This window comes from Dolichospermum planctonicum (assembly GCF_005402965.1).
GTDB classification, from domain to species: Bacteria; Cyanobacteriota; Cyanobacteriia; order Cyanobacteriales; family Nostocaceae; genus Dolichospermum; species Dolichospermum planctonicum.
Genome location: NZ_BJCF01000035.1, coordinates 35,473 through 50,354, shown reverse-complemented (window position 1 = coordinate 50,354; position 14,882 = coordinate 35,473). Strand labels below are relative to the sequence as shown.

General features: G+C 37.6%; 16 protein-coding genes, 1 tRNA gene and 1 riboswitch. Of the genes, 7 read left to right on the top strand and 10 right to left on the bottom strand.

Going from position 1 to position 14,882, the window contains the following annotated elements; all coding sequences use genetic code 11:
- A partial coding sequence (gene tnpA / locus FFO06_RS14930; protein WP_137908741.1) for an IS200/IS605 family transposase occupies nt 1–204 on the top strand: 204 nt, incomplete at its 5' end.
- Between the two features lie 540 nt (nt 205–744).
- Here the strand turns inward: tnpA and FFO06_RS14925 are convergent.
- The 7 genes from FFO06_RS14925 to FFO06_RS22355 all read right to left on the bottom strand — a co-directional run bounded on the left by FFO06_RS14925 (nt 745) and on the right by FFO06_RS22355 (nt 5,606).
- Nucleotides 745–818: transfer RNA gene (locus tag FFO06_RS14925), tRNA-Arg, on the bottom strand.
- A 33-nt stretch (nt 819–851) separates the two neighbouring features.
- Nucleotides 852–1,940 (bottom strand): tocopherol cyclase family protein, encoded by a 1,089-nt coding sequence (locus tag FFO06_RS14920; RefSeq protein ID WP_137908740.1) that lies wholly within the window; start codon nt 1,938–1,940, stop codon nt 852–854.
- A gap of 16 nt (nt 1,941–1,956) precedes the next feature.
- A complete protein-coding gene (locus FFO06_RS14915; RefSeq protein ID WP_137908739.1) occupies nt 1,957–2,700 on the bottom strand; it encodes a M50 family metallopeptidase in 744 nt (247 codons plus the stop codon).
- A gap of 154 nt (nt 2,701–2,854) precedes the next feature.
- Nucleotides 2,855–3,082, bottom strand: coding sequence for a hypothetical protein (locus tag FFO06_RS14910; protein WP_137908738.1), 228 nt, complete (start codon nt 3,080–3,082; stop codon nt 2,855–2,857).
- Nucleotides 3,083–3,442: 360 nt separating this feature from the next.
- Nucleotides 3,443–4,405 carry a hypothetical protein gene (locus tag FFO06_RS14905; protein ID WP_201275469.1) on the bottom strand — a complete coding sequence of 321 codons (963 nt, stop codon included), beginning with the start codon at nt 4,403–4,405 and terminating at the stop codon, nt 3,443–3,445.
- Nucleotides 4,402–5,319 (bottom strand): DNA-methyltransferase, encoded by a 918-nt coding sequence (locus FFO06_RS14900; protein WP_236097155.1) that lies wholly within the window; start codon nt 5,317–5,319, stop codon nt 4,402–4,404. The genes FFO06_RS14905 and FFO06_RS14900 overlap by 4 nt, the downstream gene beginning before the upstream one ends.
- A 155-nt stretch (nt 5,320–5,474) precedes the next feature.
- Complete coding sequence (locus FFO06_RS22355; RefSeq protein WP_255501597.1) at nt 5,475–5,606, bottom strand: hypothetical protein; 132 nt, start codon at nt 5,604–5,606, stop codon at nt 5,475–5,477.
- A 10-nt stretch (nt 5,607–5,616) separates the two neighbouring features.
- Here FFO06_RS22355 and FFO06_RS14895 point away from each other — a divergent pair, with 10 nt between their 5' ends.
- The gene (locus FFO06_RS14895) at nt 5,617–6,864 is read left to right on the top strand and encodes an L-lactate MFS transporter (RefSeq protein WP_137908736.1); all 1,248 of its coding nucleotides are present in this window, start codon (nt 5,617–5,619) and stop codon (nt 6,862–6,864) included.
- 166 nt (nt 6,865–7,030) lie between these two features.
- Here the strand turns inward: FFO06_RS14895 and FFO06_RS14890 are convergent, their stop codons facing one another.
- Nucleotides 7,031–7,948 carry a dolichol-phosphate mannosyltransferase subunit 1 gene (locus FFO06_RS14890; protein ID WP_137908735.1) on the bottom strand — a complete coding sequence of 306 codons (918 nt, stop codon included), beginning with the start codon at nt 7,946–7,948 and terminating at the stop codon, nt 7,031–7,033.
- Between the two features lie 126 nt (nt 7,949–8,074).
- Between FFO06_RS14890 and FFO06_RS14885 the strand changes: the two genes are divergently transcribed.
- Nucleotides 8,075–8,305 carry a hypothetical protein gene (locus FFO06_RS14885; protein ID WP_137908734.1) on the top strand — a complete coding sequence of 77 codons (231 nt, stop codon included), beginning with the start codon at nt 8,075–8,077 and terminating at the stop codon, nt 8,303–8,305.
- Nucleotides 8,295–8,642, top strand: a complete 348-nt coding sequence (locus FFO06_RS14880) for a type II toxin-antitoxin system PemK/MazF family toxin (protein WP_137908733.1) — start codon at nt 8,295–8,297, stop codon at nt 8,640–8,642. Before FFO06_RS14885 ends, FFO06_RS14880 begins: the two co-directional genes overlap by 11 nt.
- A gap of 288 nt (nt 8,643–8,930) precedes the next feature.
- On the opposite strand, the gene thiC is transcribed toward FFO06_RS14880, so the two are convergent.
- Nucleotides 8,931–10,304, bottom strand: coding sequence for a phosphomethylpyrimidine synthase (thiC, locus tag FFO06_RS14875; RefSeq protein ID WP_137908732.1), 1,374 nt, complete (start codon nt 10,302–10,304; stop codon nt 8,931–8,933).
- A gap of 7 nt (nt 10,305–10,311) precedes the next feature.
- Nucleotides 10,312–10,408, bottom strand: a riboswitch (TPP riboswitch).
- Nucleotides 10,409–10,499: 91 nt separating this feature from the next.
- A complete protein-coding gene (locus FFO06_RS14870) occupies nt 10,500–10,973 on the bottom strand; it encodes a DUF2726 domain-containing protein (protein WP_137908731.1) in 474 nt (157 codons plus the stop codon).
- Between the two features lie 422 nt (nt 10,974–11,395).
- Here FFO06_RS14870 and FFO06_RS14865 point away from each other — a divergent pair, with 422 nt between their 5' ends.
- The 3 genes from FFO06_RS14865 (at nt 11,396) to FFO06_RS14855 (ending at nt 14,858) form a co-directional block, all read left to right on the top strand.
- Nucleotides 11,396–11,821: a GxxExxY protein gene (locus FFO06_RS14865; protein ID WP_137908745.1), complete on the top strand. Its 426-nt coding sequence runs from the start codon at nt 11,396–11,398 to the stop codon at nt 11,819–11,821.
- Between the two features lie 373 nt (nt 11,822–12,194).
- Nucleotides 12,195–13,271, top strand: coding sequence for a magnesium-protoporphyrin IX monomethyl ester (oxidative) cyclase (gene acsF / locus FFO06_RS14860; protein WP_137908730.1), 1,077 nt, complete (start codon nt 12,195–12,197; stop codon nt 13,269–13,271).
- Nucleotides 13,272–13,430: 159 nt separating this feature from the next.
- The gene (locus FFO06_RS14855; protein ID WP_137908729.1) at nt 13,431–14,858 is read left to right on the top strand and encodes a collagen-like protein; all 1,428 of its coding nucleotides are present in this window, start codon (nt 13,431–13,433) and stop codon (nt 14,856–14,858) included.
- Nucleotides 14,859–14,882: the final 24 nt, after the last annotated feature.

Genomic DNA, 14,882 nt, shown 5'->3' with positions numbered 1-14,882 from the left:
CTTATTGAGTATCCGCCAAAACTATCTATTTCTCAAATAGTAAATGCTTTGAAAGGGGTATCTAGTCGTAGGTATGGGCAAGCTGGCTATAAAAAACCTCATAGAGAAGCGTTATGGAGTCCCAGTTATTTTGCCATTTCTGTAGGAGGTGCGCCACTAGAGATATTAAAAGAGTATATTAAAAATCAAGAAAAGCCGTCCTAGAAGCGATGCACTGAGCTTGTCGAAGTGGACGGGGCTTGTATCCCATTATTTTCGGTCAAAGTATCAACTTTAACTTTAGTCAACCTTTATTAAAAGATTTTGGTTTCCTTAAAACTTAATCTTTCTGTATTATTCACGTTAATTTCCCTAAACTCCCATAAAAACAGAAACTCATTCAACTAAAGACATCAAATCAAAAAATATTTTTATGTTTTTCCGTTTTTAGAAGTAAAAAGGGGTTGACATTTGATTTTAAATCTGTTATAATTATCTGGATAAGGAAGAACTATCTTGCTACAGATGGCAGAGACTCATTCAACTAAAGACATCAAATCAAAAAATATTTTTATGTTTTTCCGTTTTTAGAAGTAAAAAGGGGTTGACATTTGATTTTAAATCTGTTATTATCATCTTGATAAGGAAGAACTATCTTGCTACAGATGGCAGAAACTATAGTATAGCAGTTATAATTTAGCCTTAACAAACTGGCTTTAACACGAAAGGATTAAGCCTTATCTAAAATATTATTGTATATTAATATGGGATTGGTGCGGATCGAACGCACGGCCTAGCGCTTAGGAGGCGCTCGCTCTATCCAACTGAGCTACAACCCCAAGGATAAGACAAATAATATCATAGCAGTATTTTCATTGAGACTGCCAATAATTATCCCAATCATCGCCACCAATTTCTAAACCGCACAGATTACTACTTGCATTCAGGATAACCTGAGATTTGCTGCCATTAACTTCTCGCAATTCTAAGTTTAGCTCTCCCTGCATGGTATCTCGACAACAGAAAATTAAACCATTGGTTGTCGGAGCGCGGAGGGGAGTACCTGGTAACTGGGTAGTTCCGGTCAGTGTAACCTCATAATTTAGGTTTTTGGCTTGCATTTGCCATCTACCCCAGGGCTGAATTTGCCATTTTACCTCTGAATTCCAGGGGACAAATTCATAAAATTTACCTTGGTAGTGAATACCAATCATAGCAACTGATTCCATCCACCATAATACACCACGTTTGCCCCCACCAGCAGTTAAAGCTAAATCGGGTTGATTAATGAAAGAATTGCAATTTAGCCAAAACCATTTTTGGGGAAAAGCACCACCCCAGTTCTTTTCTGCGTATGCTGGCGCATTTGTAAATTCATATATTTTACCATGCCAGTCTATCCAACCACTAGCTAAACCATGAGCCATTAAAATTTGCCATCCAGGTTCAAATATCTGCGAAAATGATAACCAACCCGCTGTTGATTGCTGAAAACTATTTTGATTTCCCCAACCATATATAGGTGTAATTGTATACTCCCATTGGCAATAATTACCAGTGGCAGGATCGGTAATTATGCCTTGATTTAAGGTAGCTGTGGCTTGATAGCCTTCGGAAATATGCTGTGTAAATTCACTGGGAATGAGATATAGCGGGGAAACTTGTAAGTTAGTTTTTCCCCAATGTCCTAATCCTAATACATCCCGACTCGCCCAAAATTTATTCACATCGGGAAAAGTGCGACAGAGGTACTCATCATTTATGCCCAGAATTTGGGCTGCACCGCCACTGTAGGGCTGATTACCCCTGGGGTCTTCGATGGAGTACATGAAGGCGATAGTTTGCCTAATTTCGGGTATTGTGACCCGGTAATACCAGCCTTCAAAAAAGCGGCGATTACTACCATCCCAATGATAGCCGCTGTGGGGGGTTTGGGTGCAATTGAGGAGGTTTGTGGTCATAACTGAATAGATGCTGTTATTTTGCTGATTTTTGAGTATGGACAAGGCGGAGACTTTGGATTAAGATCATTAAAGAAGCGATCGCCATTAATAGCCCCCAAAACCAATAAGGTAAAAACAAATACTGCTGCATTTGTCCGGTATCTGATAATCCTAATGGTCCTGCGGTATAACTGAATAAATAATCAAGTTGATGATAGGTACTTACACAAGCTTGCACACCTAGAAACTGAATCGCAAACCCTTGTACCCAAAGAGGTGTTTTTAAGGCGATTCCTAAGATCATAAAACCTAATAAGGGAATTGCGACAAAACCAAACCAAGAACGCACCCAAATTAATGTAGACAGGAGTAAAAACCCGCCTAAAATTTTTAAACTCAAAGAAGTGGTTTTCAAACTACCAGAAGCGAGAATTAGACCTGCACCAGCGAGAGGTGGACCCATTGGACCAGCAGCAGCGACCAATCCGATACCAAGATATCCCCATCTATTACTTAGGGTATAATGAGCTACACCAGAACCGTTGCCAAATATCTCTAATTTTTGAAACTGTCCCCCTAAAATCAAGGCCATTAAACCGTGACCCATTTCATGAAACCAAGTTGCTAAAATAGAAAATGGGTATAAAATATAATTACCCATAGGTATTTGCCACAAAAATGCTGTGACTATACCCGCTGCAACTAACCAAGTTAACCCCATTTTTTCTACTTCTGTGGGAGTAAATAGAGGGTTGAAATTTTTACTGGGTTCTCTCATTATCGACTATCCTGCAAGTAATTACACGAATTAGCTGAGTATTCTTGAATATATCTTAATTCACTTCCAGAAAAAGTAGGAAAATGCCTCTGGCAAAAATGGTTCTCAATCTAATAAGTAATGTAAAATAATATTACTATCATGAGAATTTTCATTAAAAATACTTCTCCACTCGATGTTCTTCTAGCATTGCTTTTACCTGTTCATCGGTTGGTGCTGGTTGATTGGTTTTTAATAAACCTTTCATTTGTTTAATAATGCTAGTCCGTTCTGATTTTTGACTGGGTTGATTTTGCAATGATTCAATGATTGCACGGACCGGTTCTAAGCGATCGCTCTTTGGTATTTGAAAGGCTTGCTTTTTCAGTTCTTGTAGGGACATAGAGGTTATTTTAATAATACTTGATTATATTTTATCTCATAGCGATACTTTCAGTAAAGCGATCGCTCATTTTCTTCAAGCTATTTTTAAAATAGAGTGAATCTACACCCATGATTCCCAGAAAAAAGGCTGTAGTTGATGAATACGTCTAAAATCGCTATCAGCAGAAACGAGAGTGAGATTGTGTTGAATCACTGTTGCTGGTATCCAAATATCATGATCGCTAAATCCCAAATTTTCAATGCTAAAATTACGACGTTTGCTTTTTTATTGGGGAGCAAAATAATTAAAAAACAACGACAATTAATGTTTAAAATATTGTATTTTATTACTTAAACTCAAATGCCAAAAAAATAAATATTATTCGCTTTCCCTATTTTCACATTCCTCTATTTCAACTTCTTCTAAAGACTGTCCATGACTACTTAGCAAATTCCAAATATCACGATAAAAGAAATTATCAATAGTTTGAATATGTTGAGAAAGTAGTGTATCCCTCATCATGTTTGGGCGAATATCGCAGTAATATACACCGTCCAGTGGATTTAGTTTAATAGTGTAGGCTTTAAAGTGTCCTGGTAAAAATGTTGCATTAATCCCATAGCGATTTTGGTGCTTTGTCTTCTTTCTTTGTACATCATTTAAGAAAATTGCAATGTGAGGTAAATCAGTGCTAGTTAGCTTGTTATATAAAAACTTATCTACAAAAATTTTATCAATACGGTCTTTACTCGAAGTTTTAACTGAACCAATAATCTTGAGTTCATTGTCTTGACTAATCAATAAGTCATGTTGATAGGTTGTATTAAACAAAATTACTCCGTTATCGTCTCTAATAGGCACTTGTATTGTTCCAGAAACACAATCTATATTGAGATATGCAATCAGCAGACGAATTAGACGCTCAAAAAGATCCCCATTAACTTTACGGGCTTGGTTAGACTTTCCAGAAGGTAAAGCATCTAGTGTAGCACCAATAGTCTGCTGCAGGGTATAGATTGTACAGATTAAAACCTGCCGTAACGATTCCTCTGGTAACTGTCTATCTCTCAACTGCTCAAGAACTTGCAAAAACTGATTATAAGCAATTTCAAATATTCCAGCATCATACATTAAGTTAGTATTAATTGGACGAGTTATATTGTAATGACCATCATTTGTATATTGATAAAATTGGTAATGATTTTCATTTTGTGAAACTATTCTAGCTTGTAAGCCATTGGCTATAAATTCTAGATAGCTTCTACAAAAGGAAATGTAGTTTTGAATAGTCTGAAAATTTTCTTTGTCCACTGCGTGATTTACTAAATCTTCTAACCTCATCGAATAGACTCCCTGCGTTCTGAATTTTTGCGATCAAAGGCTATCCATTCTTCCTTTGTCATGCGATGGACATTTTCTAATCTTTGAATTGCCCAATTATTATACTCAATATTGAGATCACATCCCATCCAACGACGGTTAAGTTGTTCTGCAACTACAATAGTTGTTCCGGATCCTGAAAATGGATCAATAATCAAATCTCCTTCCTGAGATGATGCAAGGATAAATTTTCTTAATAATTCTTCTGGCTTTTGAGTTGGATGAGGTGTTGTTTCACCCATCCCGTTACAAGTAGTAGGAATTTCTATTACGTCTTTAGGTTTTGCACCTTTTGGGTTAGGTGTCCAGTTATTATTTTTTTTAGTTTTACCTTTTCCATAAGCACTGGTTTCGGCTTGGGGATGGGAAGGATACTTTAATGTATGTGCGCCATAAGGAATTCGCACATCGTCAATATTAATTTTCACTTGATCTGATTTACGAAAATGAATAATACTTTCATGAGATCGTCCCCAATCACTACCTAAATTAGCCTTGTTTTTATAGTGCCAAATTAACCAACGACAATTTTTGAAATATTTGGATACTGAATATTTTAAATCAGCTAATATTTCAGAAAAACCACAAACGTAAAGAGATCCATTAGATTTGAGAATACGCGAAGCTTGGCTAATCCATTGAATTGACCAGGCGATATATTTTTCTTGGTTCTCAAAATTATCCCATTCAGCTTTTTTAATATTATAAGGTGGGTCAGCAAACACTAGATCAACGCTTTCTGAATCAAGAGATGCCAGCCAATCTAGGGAATTACCTTGATAAATTTGTCCGTGAGGATGGGTATATTGTAGTTGGAATCCTTTTGTTAATGGTAATGGTAGTAATTTTTGTTCACTACTTTGTGCTTCTACCACTCCAAGATTTAGAGACTGTTGTATTACGTTTAATGCATTATTAGAACTGCTCAATCTCATCTATCCTCACAAGTTTAATAAACAGTGTTAAAAATTACTCAACGCATCAGCAGTTTGGGAAATTCCGTCAAACTGCCAAAAAATATTATACTATACTAACTTTCCTCACCACTCAATCTTTGTAACAACTCTTCACGGGATAAATTACCCAAAGAAAGAAGTAACTGAGTTGGTGTTAATTGAGCCAAAAAGTGAGATACTGGAAAAAAATCATTTCCCTTATTCACATAACAACAAATGGAAAAAGTACAATTGTTTGGTATGCCTGCTGAGAAAGGGCGATGGCTACTGATACCTCTAAGTATAACTATCCTGCTGTGCTTGGGTACAGTTTATTCTTGGAGTATTTTTAGAAAACCTTTAGAAAAACTTCTCAATGTAGGTGCAACTGATAGCCTGTTGCCATTTACTGTGCTGTTGGTTGTCTTCGCAATTTTAATGCCAATCACTGGCTTTTATATCAATCGTTTTGATACTCGTCTGATTACAGGTGTTGGTGGATTAATTACGGCATTAGGTTATATTCTCTCTAGTTTGGGTGGCAATATTCCCACACTAACTATTACCTATGGTGTAATTGCTGGTATGGGTGTGGGTATCGCTTACGGTGTACCGTTGGCTGTGGTAGCTAAGTGGTTTCCCGATAAAAAAGGTTTGGCTGTTGGTGCTACTGTGATTGGGTTTGGTTTGTCACCTTTAATTACTGCACCTTTGGCAAAGTTTCTGATAGATGCTTTTGGAGTTCGGCAAACTTTTGTAATTTTAGGTATTGCTTTTGCAGCTATTATTACCGCTATTTCTACTATCCTCACAACTCCTCCCCAAGGTTGGCAACCAGAGGGGTGGACTCCACCTGTAGCTATTCAAGCAAATTCCCATACTACAACTTCAGGATCAATTCTTCAGACTTCCAGTTTTTATGGCTTATGGTCTTGTTATACCATTGGTTCTTTTGCCGGACTGGCAGCTATTGGTATTTCTAGTCCTCTAGCACAGGAAATTATTAAATTGGATGCAGCAACAGCCGCAAATACAGTCTCACTGTTCGCTGTCTTTAATGGTGCAGGGCGGTTATTTTTTGGGTGGTTCACGGACAAATTTACGCCAAAATTAGCGGCAATTGTTTCCTTTGTTTTCATTTTGATTGCCTCGATTATGATGCTGAGTGCTGGAAAGGGAAGTGTACTCACTTATATAGTCGCTTTTTCGCTATTTTACTTGGCTTTGGGGGGTTGGTTAGCGATCGCTCCTACTTCCACTTTAATCATATTTCAACCCCAAGACTACGCCAAAAATTACGGTATTGTCTTCACTGCTTACGGTATGGGGGCTTTGGGTGGAACTTTATTAGCTGGCAAAATTAGAGACATTTTCGGTAGTTACACTAATTTCTTTTATCCAACTGCGGGATTAGCAATTGTGGGAATTATCTTGGCTGTATTCACGCTGAAACGCACCTATACCAATGCCGATTTAGTAACATAATTTGTTCGTTTTCGACATCCCCTCTTGGCTTGTGTTTTCCACAATTTATATTGGGAAAGTACCCACTTTAACTCCCTATATCAGTTTATTACAAATAACCCATAATTAGATTTTAGATCCCCGACTTCTTCAAGAAATCGGGGGTCTTGTTGTTTCGTAAATCTCCTCAAACTTCCTCACTACTCAATCTTTGCAACAACTCCTCACGGGATAAATTACCCAAAGCAAGAAGTAACTGAGTACGTTCAGAAATAGGAATATTAGCAATCTTTTCCACCACACCAGATAACTCAGCATCTAAACTACCAAAACGCCCTTCTAACAGAGAAGTTATCAAATAAAGTTCTGCTTCTAGCTTACCTTCTTGCTTTCCTTCTTGCTTCCAATCTTCTATTTGTTGTAAATAAGCCGGTGATAAGTTCATAATTACTTCCTCCTCTTCTCTACTTAAATTATCTCTCAATTCTAAATTCTTGCGCCAGTCCGCTAGAATTTCTAACAAATTTTCTCGAAAAGGGTTATTTTCTGGTAATTCAGTTAACTCCTCTACTGCTCTTTTTTGTGTTCCTCCTTTCCCCAAAACTCTCAACCATAATGTATCCTCATTTTCTGGTAATTGATGAATCACAACTATTGCTGTTTTCAAGATATTTGGAAGAAAATAAACACCTTTAACCCAATCTTCTACAATTTCATTTGCACCTAAACCCGCAATCATCCGATCTGAAAAAGTTGGTGTTAAAATCCATAAAATCGGTAATTGTGACTCAGCAATATTTCTATTTTCGCGTTTTGCTTTCCTAACTACATCACCATGAACGGCATATAATTTAAGTAAACAACTGCGAATTTCTATTTCCGATGGTGGATTGCGAAAAGGCTCAAATAAACATTGATTTTTAGCCATCTTCCCTAATAAACCTAAAGGTAGATTTTCCTGATTTTGATCAGAAAAGGGTTCAAACCAAACATCAATTTCTTGAATTTCACTTTTAACCTTTTCACTTTTTTTAATTGTTCCTAAAGGTGTTAATAATTCCTCTAGATATTCTTTAGTGAATTGATCATGAGATTGTCGAGTCATTTTATTTTATTAAAAATTACATTTGTTTTGTACAAAAATCACACTAAACATCAAAAATATTATATAATAATTATGTTACTACCAAAAGCATAGTTTTAAAAGTAGTTTACCCCAAAAATTAAACTAATGTTACAGTCAATCGAAGGCATTTACAAAGACGGGAAAATTGAGCTAAACGAAACGCCAACAGGCATAAATACAGCGCGAGTAATTGTAACTTTTCTCGATGCAAATACTTCTGTAGATTTGTCATCTCGCGGAATTAATGAAGAACAAGCAGCAAAATTAAGAGCTAGATTACAATGTTTTGCACAAGATTGGGATCAACCAGAAATGGAAGTTTACGATGCCTTATAATCGTGGTTCAGTAGTGCTGGTTTTGTTCCCAGACTCAAACTTAAAAACTGCTAAACGTCGTCCTGCTTTAGTTGTTCAATCTAACAATATTGGTACTGGTTTATCGCAAACTATTATAGCTATGATTACTAGTAATGTTTCCCGTGCTGGACACCCTAGCAGAGTATTTGTGAATATAGCAACACCAGAAGGAAAACAAACGGGATTAATTACTGATTCTGTGATTATGACAGATAATCTAGCAACTGTTTTAGATACAGAAATTGATAAAGTTATTGGTTTTTGGTCAGAAATGTCTTTAGTAGATGCAGTACTCAGACATACATTAGAAATTTAACTTGGTGTTTTGTCTAAAATCGCAATTTGCGTCAACTTCTGATAATTACTCTACCTGATGCTTTGGAACAATTACAGCAAGGAGAAATGATTGTGGAAATTAGTGATAGTCGGTAAATAATTATCGAACAAACGATAGAATCCAAAGCCAATTCCTACAATAGTTGACAAGTAAGGAGTATTATTAATACAGTCATAAAAATTGCCTTTCAGTTAGTTAAATTATTTTTTAATTTCTCCAATATCGTTACCAGGTTTAACCTAGTAACGATATGTAACGACAATTATCTTAACCTTGCGCTACAGGTTCTTTCGCCAAAAACTTCTCCAATTCAGTCAAAGCATCAGCATCAACCTTAGTCTGCATTGGACAGAATTTAGGTCCACACATGGAACAAAACTCAGCAGTTTTATAGATATCTGCCGGTAAAGTTTCGTCGTGATATTCCTTCGCTCTTTCCGGGTCTAAAGACAACTCAAATTGACGATTCCAGTCGAAATTATAGCGAGCTTTAGAAAGTTCATCATCCCTGTCTCTAGCACCTGGCCGATGTCTCCCAATATCCGCCGCATGAGCCGCAATTTTATACGCAATTAAGCCATTACGTACATCTTCCGCATCAGGTAAACCTAAATGTTCTTTAGGTGTCACATAACACAACATCGCCGTCCCATACCAGCCCGCCATAGCTGCCCCAATAGCTGAGGTAATATGGTCATAACCAGGAGCAATATCTGTAACCAAAGGACCAAGAACATAGAAAGGTGCTTCCGAACACTCTTCCATTTGTTTGCGGACATTGAACTCAATTTGATCCATAGGAACGTGACCCGGACCTTCTACCATCACCTGCACATCATGTTCCCAAGCTTTACGGGTGAGATTTCCCAAGGTTTTCAGTTCCGCCAACTGGGCTTCATCGGAGGCATCATGGGTACATCCTGGGCGCAGGGAGTCGCCTAAACTGAAAGAAACATCATATTTCTTAAAAATCTCAATGATGTCGTTAAAATGGGTATAGAGCGGGTTCTGTTTATGGTGATGTAACATCCACCGCGCCAAAATTCCGCCACCGCGAGAAACAATACCAGTAATTCGGTTTCTCACTAAAGGTAAATGTTCAATTAAAATCCCCGCGTGGATAGTTTGATAATCTACCCCTTGCTGGGCGTGTTTTTCAATAATGTGGAGAAAGTCATCAGCAGTCAGATTTTCAATTGTTCCGTGAACACTTTCTAAAGCTTGGTAAACTGGAACAGTCCCAATGGGAACAGGTGAAGCCTGGATAATTGCGGTACGAATTTCGTCTAAATTACCACCACCTGTGGACAAATCCATCACCGTATCAGCGCCATATTTTACCGCCAAATTAAGTTTATCAACCTCTTCCTGCAAATTGGAAGAATTGGGAGAAGCACCGATATTAGCATTAACTTTACACTTAGAAGCGATACCAATAGCCATCGGTTCTAAATTTGTGTGATTAATATTTGCAGGGATAATCATCCGCCCCCGTGCTACTTCAGCGCGGATAAGTTCAGCCGGCAGATTTTCCCGCTTGGCCACGTATTGCATTTCTTCAGTGATTACACCCTGACGAGCGTAGTGCATTTGCGATACGTTGTCTTGTCCACGTCTCTTAGCTACCCATTCTGTACGCATATCCAAATTCCTCAATAAACAGCTTCCCTCCGCTGGTATTATCCAGACTCAGGTGTTAAGGGTTTGATCTCAGCTTAGTTTCCCAAGCACCCCTAGCATGATGTAGATTGTAGCATTTTCGTGATCTTTGGGGGAGGGTGATGATAAATCATAAGTTGGTTACACAAACCAGCTAGGGTTGAAACCCCAGGCGGGCTATGCTATAGCTAGGACATTAGCAAAATTAGATGGTTCGCAATAGTTTTTAATTAAGGCTTTGGCATTTTCTCTTTTTTCGCCTGTGAATAAATTAAATATTACTTCTTCATTTTGCGAGTAAAGATATAATAAACCAAAGTCTTTAATTCTTGAATAAATTAGGGGAACTCCTGCTAAGGTTAGTAAATGTAATTTTTTATAATCACGCTCTCTCGCGTCATGAGAATCATGATATGTAGATTGAAATTCCACAACTAAACAAGGTTTATAGTCTTTGTTTGTGATCAGAGCGTCTACACTGGAACTAAAGAAGAAGTTTCTGAGTTTAATATCAAGGCTGCTACCTAATTCACAAAATGAGCATAAGCTTACCTGTGTATGAATTTTATAATTTTCATCTATGCAGGTTTGCAGAAACTCTAGCATTCTTTCTTCGTAAGGATTAACCAGTCGTTTGGGTTTTACAGACATTAGTTTTTCTCCATTAATATTTTTGCAAAATGGTTAGCGGGAGTTTGGTATTTTGGAGGAATAAATAAGCATCAAATAATATTCGTTCTAAATTCCTTTTAATATCAACAACTAAAAAATAGCAAAATAATTAATTGAAGGCAATATTAAATTAAATCGTGCCAGGGACAGAAATCAATAAAAAACCACGTAATTTCGTTGTTTTTATAAAAACCATGTAAAAATCACCAACGCCTGAAAGCAAGCATGAATAAGGGATTGAAATAAATCCATAAAATTAAATCGTGCCACAATAAAATTAAATCGTGCCACAATCATGACTTCGCAGGAAAAATCTATGGATTAAACTATTGACTTTTGTAAAAAAATATGAAATGTGTTACGAGAATACCAGTATCCTGAAAACAAGCAAGGATTATATGATAAAAACGAACCACAGAGGCACAGAGGACACAGAGGTAAGAGGTTTGGGAGAGGATATGAATGCGCTTACGGGAGAGGTTATTGGGGCTGCTATTGAGGTACACCGGGTTTTGGGTCCTGGGTTTTTGGAGGAAGTGTATAAGGAGGCACTGGTTGTTGAATTTATGATTCGGGGTATACATCATGAGGTTGAAAAGTCAATAAGCTTGACATATAAAGGACATGATGTAGGTAGAGGTAGATTAGATTTTTTAGTTGCAGACTGTTTAGTTGTAGAATTAAAAGCTGTGCAAACTCTAGCCCCAATTCACGAAGCTCAACTTCTCTCCTACCTCAAAATAACCAAGCGCACTTTAGGACTCTTCATCAACTTTAACGTTACCCTCCTCAAAGACGGTATCAAACGCATAGCCCTCTCTCTCTAACTCTTCCCTCTGTGTCCTCTGCGCCTCTGCGGTTCGTTAATTCCCCCACAACTCGTTTGCAACCCAAACATCATATAAACCATTTTTAAACGCATAGCCCTCTCTCTCTAACTCTTCCCTCTGTGTCCTCTGCGCCTCTGTGGTTCGTTAATTCCTCCACAACTCGTTTGCAACCCAAATATCATATAAACCGTTTTTTATGGATTTTTGCAACTCTTAATCATTTATCCACCCATTTTTGGGCTAGATATTGCTACACTGAATTTCATACAAAATCATAATTGTTGTACCTTGCACCTTGTGAGAGCATTGTGAGAGCATAAAGATCATCTGGTGCAATCAAGAAAAGAAAGATAAAAGAGCAAATCAAAACATGGTAGACTCTCTCAAAAAACCCGGCTTTGACGAAATCCGTCCCGGAGTTAAATCCCCTGCGAAGGAAACCCTTTTAACACCAAGGTTTTACACGACTGATTTTGATGAAATGGCGCGGATGGATATTTCTGTCAATGAAGACGAATTACAAGCTATTTTGGCAGAATTTCGCGTTGACTACAATCGTCATCACTTTGTTAGAGATGCTCAGTTTGAACAATCATGGGATCACATTGACGGTGAAACTCGTCAACTGTTCATTGAATTTCTGGAACGTTCTTGTACAGCGGAGTTTTCTGGATTCCTGTTATATAAGGAACTCGGCCGTCGCTTAAAGGATAAAAGCCCCCTTTTGGCTGAGTGCTTTAACTTGATGTCACGGGATGAAGCTCGTCACGCTGGGTTTTTGAACAAAGCTATGTCGGACTTTAATCTTTCTCTAGATTTAGGGTTTTTGACTAAGAGCCGCAGTTATACGTTCTTTAAGCCCAAATTCATCTTCTATGCTACCTATCTTTCTGAAAAGATCGGTTATTGGCGTTATATCACCATTTATCGTCATTTAGAATCCCATCCTGAAGATCGGATCTATCCAATTTTCCGTTTCTTTGAAAACTGGTGTCAAGATGAAAACCGTCACGGGGATTTCTTTGATGCGATCATGAGAGCGCAGCCGCAAATGTTGAATGACTGGAGAGCAAAACTATGGAGTCGCTTTTTCCTTTTGTCGGTATTTGCAACTATGTATCTCAATGATATCCAACGCAAGGATTTTTATGCTTCTTTGGGCTTAGATGCGCGAGAGTATGATATTCATGTAATTAAGAAGACCAATGAAACCGCCGGTAGAGTCTTCCCTGTGATGTTGGATGTTGATAACCCAGCATTTTATGAACGTTTAGATGTTTGCGTCCAGAATAATGAAAAATTGGCAGCAATTTCTAACTCTAATACTCCTAAATTCCTGCAATTCTTCCAAAAACTTCCAATTTATGTGTCCCATGGTTGGCAGTTATTACAATTATATCTGATGAAGCCTATTGATGCGGCTTCTGCCCACGGTCAAGCTCGTTAATTTGAGCTTAATTTTCTTTATATGTGGTTTTGTTTTCAACAGAGCCACATTTTTAATTTTTGATTATCTTATTAATTTTGTTTCGCGCAATCTCTTTTAGATATCCCGCAGGCTAGACGCTAAGGAACAAAGACGCAAAGGTAAGAAATTATTATGATTATGCACAACAATTTCAGATATCAGTTACCATTTCTGCTGACGTTTTGTTTATTTACTAACATATTGCCAGTTTCTGCTGTGGTTGTCTGTCCAAGGAATGTTAAAGAATCAAAAATAGCTGGATTGTTTGATATATTACTTAATATTGTCAATGTTGGTCGAAATGGTCAAAGTGGTCGAAATGGTGAAGATGGTTCAAGCAGTACAAGTCAAACAATATATACTGATGGTTCACCCTTAAATCTTGACTTATCTGGTAAAGATGGCCAAGATGGAGAAAATGGTGGTTTCGGTTCTCAACCTAGCTGTGGACAATATGGATCACAAGGAGGAAATAATGATGTTTATGCACCCAGTGGTGGTAATGGTGGTCATGGTGGTAATGGTGGCAATGGTGGTCATGGTGGTGATCTCACGGTCTATTATAGCAATTTGGCGGATTTAAAAAAAATTGCCCTTAGGGCTGTTGGTGGTAAAGGTGGCCGGGGTGGCCGGGGTGGACAGGGTACGTTGGGTTGTTCTTGTAGTCAACGAAGTTGGGTGAGAGAAGTCTGTGTAGGAAATGCTGGTACTCCTAATCGTCAATGTACTCAAAAAGTTTATAATTGTTATGATGGGGGTTATGGTAGCTCTGGTGTAAATGGACGTGATGGCAAACCAGGGCGATTGGGAATTTTAAGTATAGTTAATAGTAAAGCAGCTTTAGTAGATGATAAACCAACTGCGGAAATAGCAATTTCTCAATTAGTAACTCAACAATTTAGCCTTTCTAAAAATAAATGGCAAATTCGTCAAGGTGCAAAATCTTTACTGGGGACTGGTTCTATACTTGCTGATGAATATCGGGAGTTTGAACAGCGATTAGAGGGAAGTTTTAAATTAGTTTGGCGAGAGAAACAGCCGATTACCAACTTTGCTAATCCATCGGTAAGACTAACACTAAATGATAGCAAAGAAATAGATATTTCTTTTCCTCAAGATATCTGGCAAGATATCTGGATTGATGGTAATACTAAAACTACAGGAAGTTTGACGGAGTACAATGTCAATCGTGCTATTCTTCAAAAAGATGTCACTAGATTAGCGGTGGCTGAACTTGCTAATTCAAAACAAAATCTCATTTTAAGAATAGTTGATTTAGCTGGACAATCTAATGTGATCAATACTCAATTTCGCATCAAATATCAATTCTATGATCATGTTGACGATTATATTAATCCTGAAACTGTATATGCAGGGGAAATTCCTCCAGAACTTGTCAGCCGTAGCTATAACAATTTTAATCTAGCTTTGGGTAAGTTAAACATTCCCAGCCTAGCCTTAAATCCAGGTGTGAATGTTAATATTGAAGTTGTTGCAATTCGTTCTTTAGCTGGACGTTCTACACAGCAGAAAATTCTTTGGCAAGGGGTAATTCGTAAACGGTGATAAGTGTTCTGAATGCTTTGATCC

Excerpts from the sequence above, each read along its gene's own strand:
- FFO06_RS14920 (WP_137908740.1), bottom strand. The coding sequence starts at position 1,940 with ATGACCACAAACCTCCTCAATTGCACCCAAACCCCCCACAGCGGCTAT.
- FFO06_RS14915 (WP_137908739.1), bottom strand. The coding sequence starts at position 2,700 with ATGAGAGAACCCAGTAAAAATTTCAACCCTCTATTTACTCCCACAGAA.
- FFO06_RS14910 (WP_137908738.1), bottom strand. The coding sequence starts at position 3,082 with ATGTCCCTACAAGAACTGAAAAAGCAAGCCTTTCAAATACCAAAGAGC.
- FFO06_RS14905 (WP_201275469.1), bottom strand. The coding sequence starts at position 4,405 with ATGAGGTTAGAAGATTTAGTAAATCACGCAGTGGACAAAGAAAATTTT.
- FFO06_RS14895 (WP_137908736.1), top strand. The coding sequence starts at position 5,617 with ATGGAAAAAGTACAATTGTTTGGTATGCCTGCTGAGAAAGGGCGATGG.
- FFO06_RS14890 (WP_137908735.1), bottom strand. The coding sequence starts at position 7,948 with ATGACTCGACAATCTCATGATCAATTCACTAAAGAATATCTAGAGGAA.
- FFO06_RS14885 (WP_137908734.1), top strand. The coding sequence starts at position 8,075 with ATGTTACAGTCAATCGAAGGCATTTACAAAGACGGGAAAATTGAGCTA.
- FFO06_RS14880 (WP_137908733.1), top strand. The coding sequence starts at position 8,295 with ATGCCTTATAATCGTGGTTCAGTAGTGCTGGTTTTGTTCCCAGACTCA.
- thiC (WP_137908732.1), bottom strand. The coding sequence starts at position 10,304 with ATGCGTACAGAATGGGTAGCTAAGAGACGTGGACAAGACAACGTATCG.
- FFO06_RS14870 (WP_137908731.1), bottom strand. The coding sequence starts at position 10,973 with ATGTCTGTAAAACCCAAACGACTGGTTAATCCTTACGAAGAAAGAATG.
- acsF (WP_137908730.1), top strand. The coding sequence starts at position 12,195 with ATGGTAGACTCTCTCAAAAAACCCGGCTTTGACGAAATCCGTCCCGGA.
- FFO06_RS14855 (WP_137908729.1), top strand. The coding sequence starts at position 13,431 with ATGCACAACAATTTCAGATATCAGTTACCATTTCTGCTGACGTTTTGT.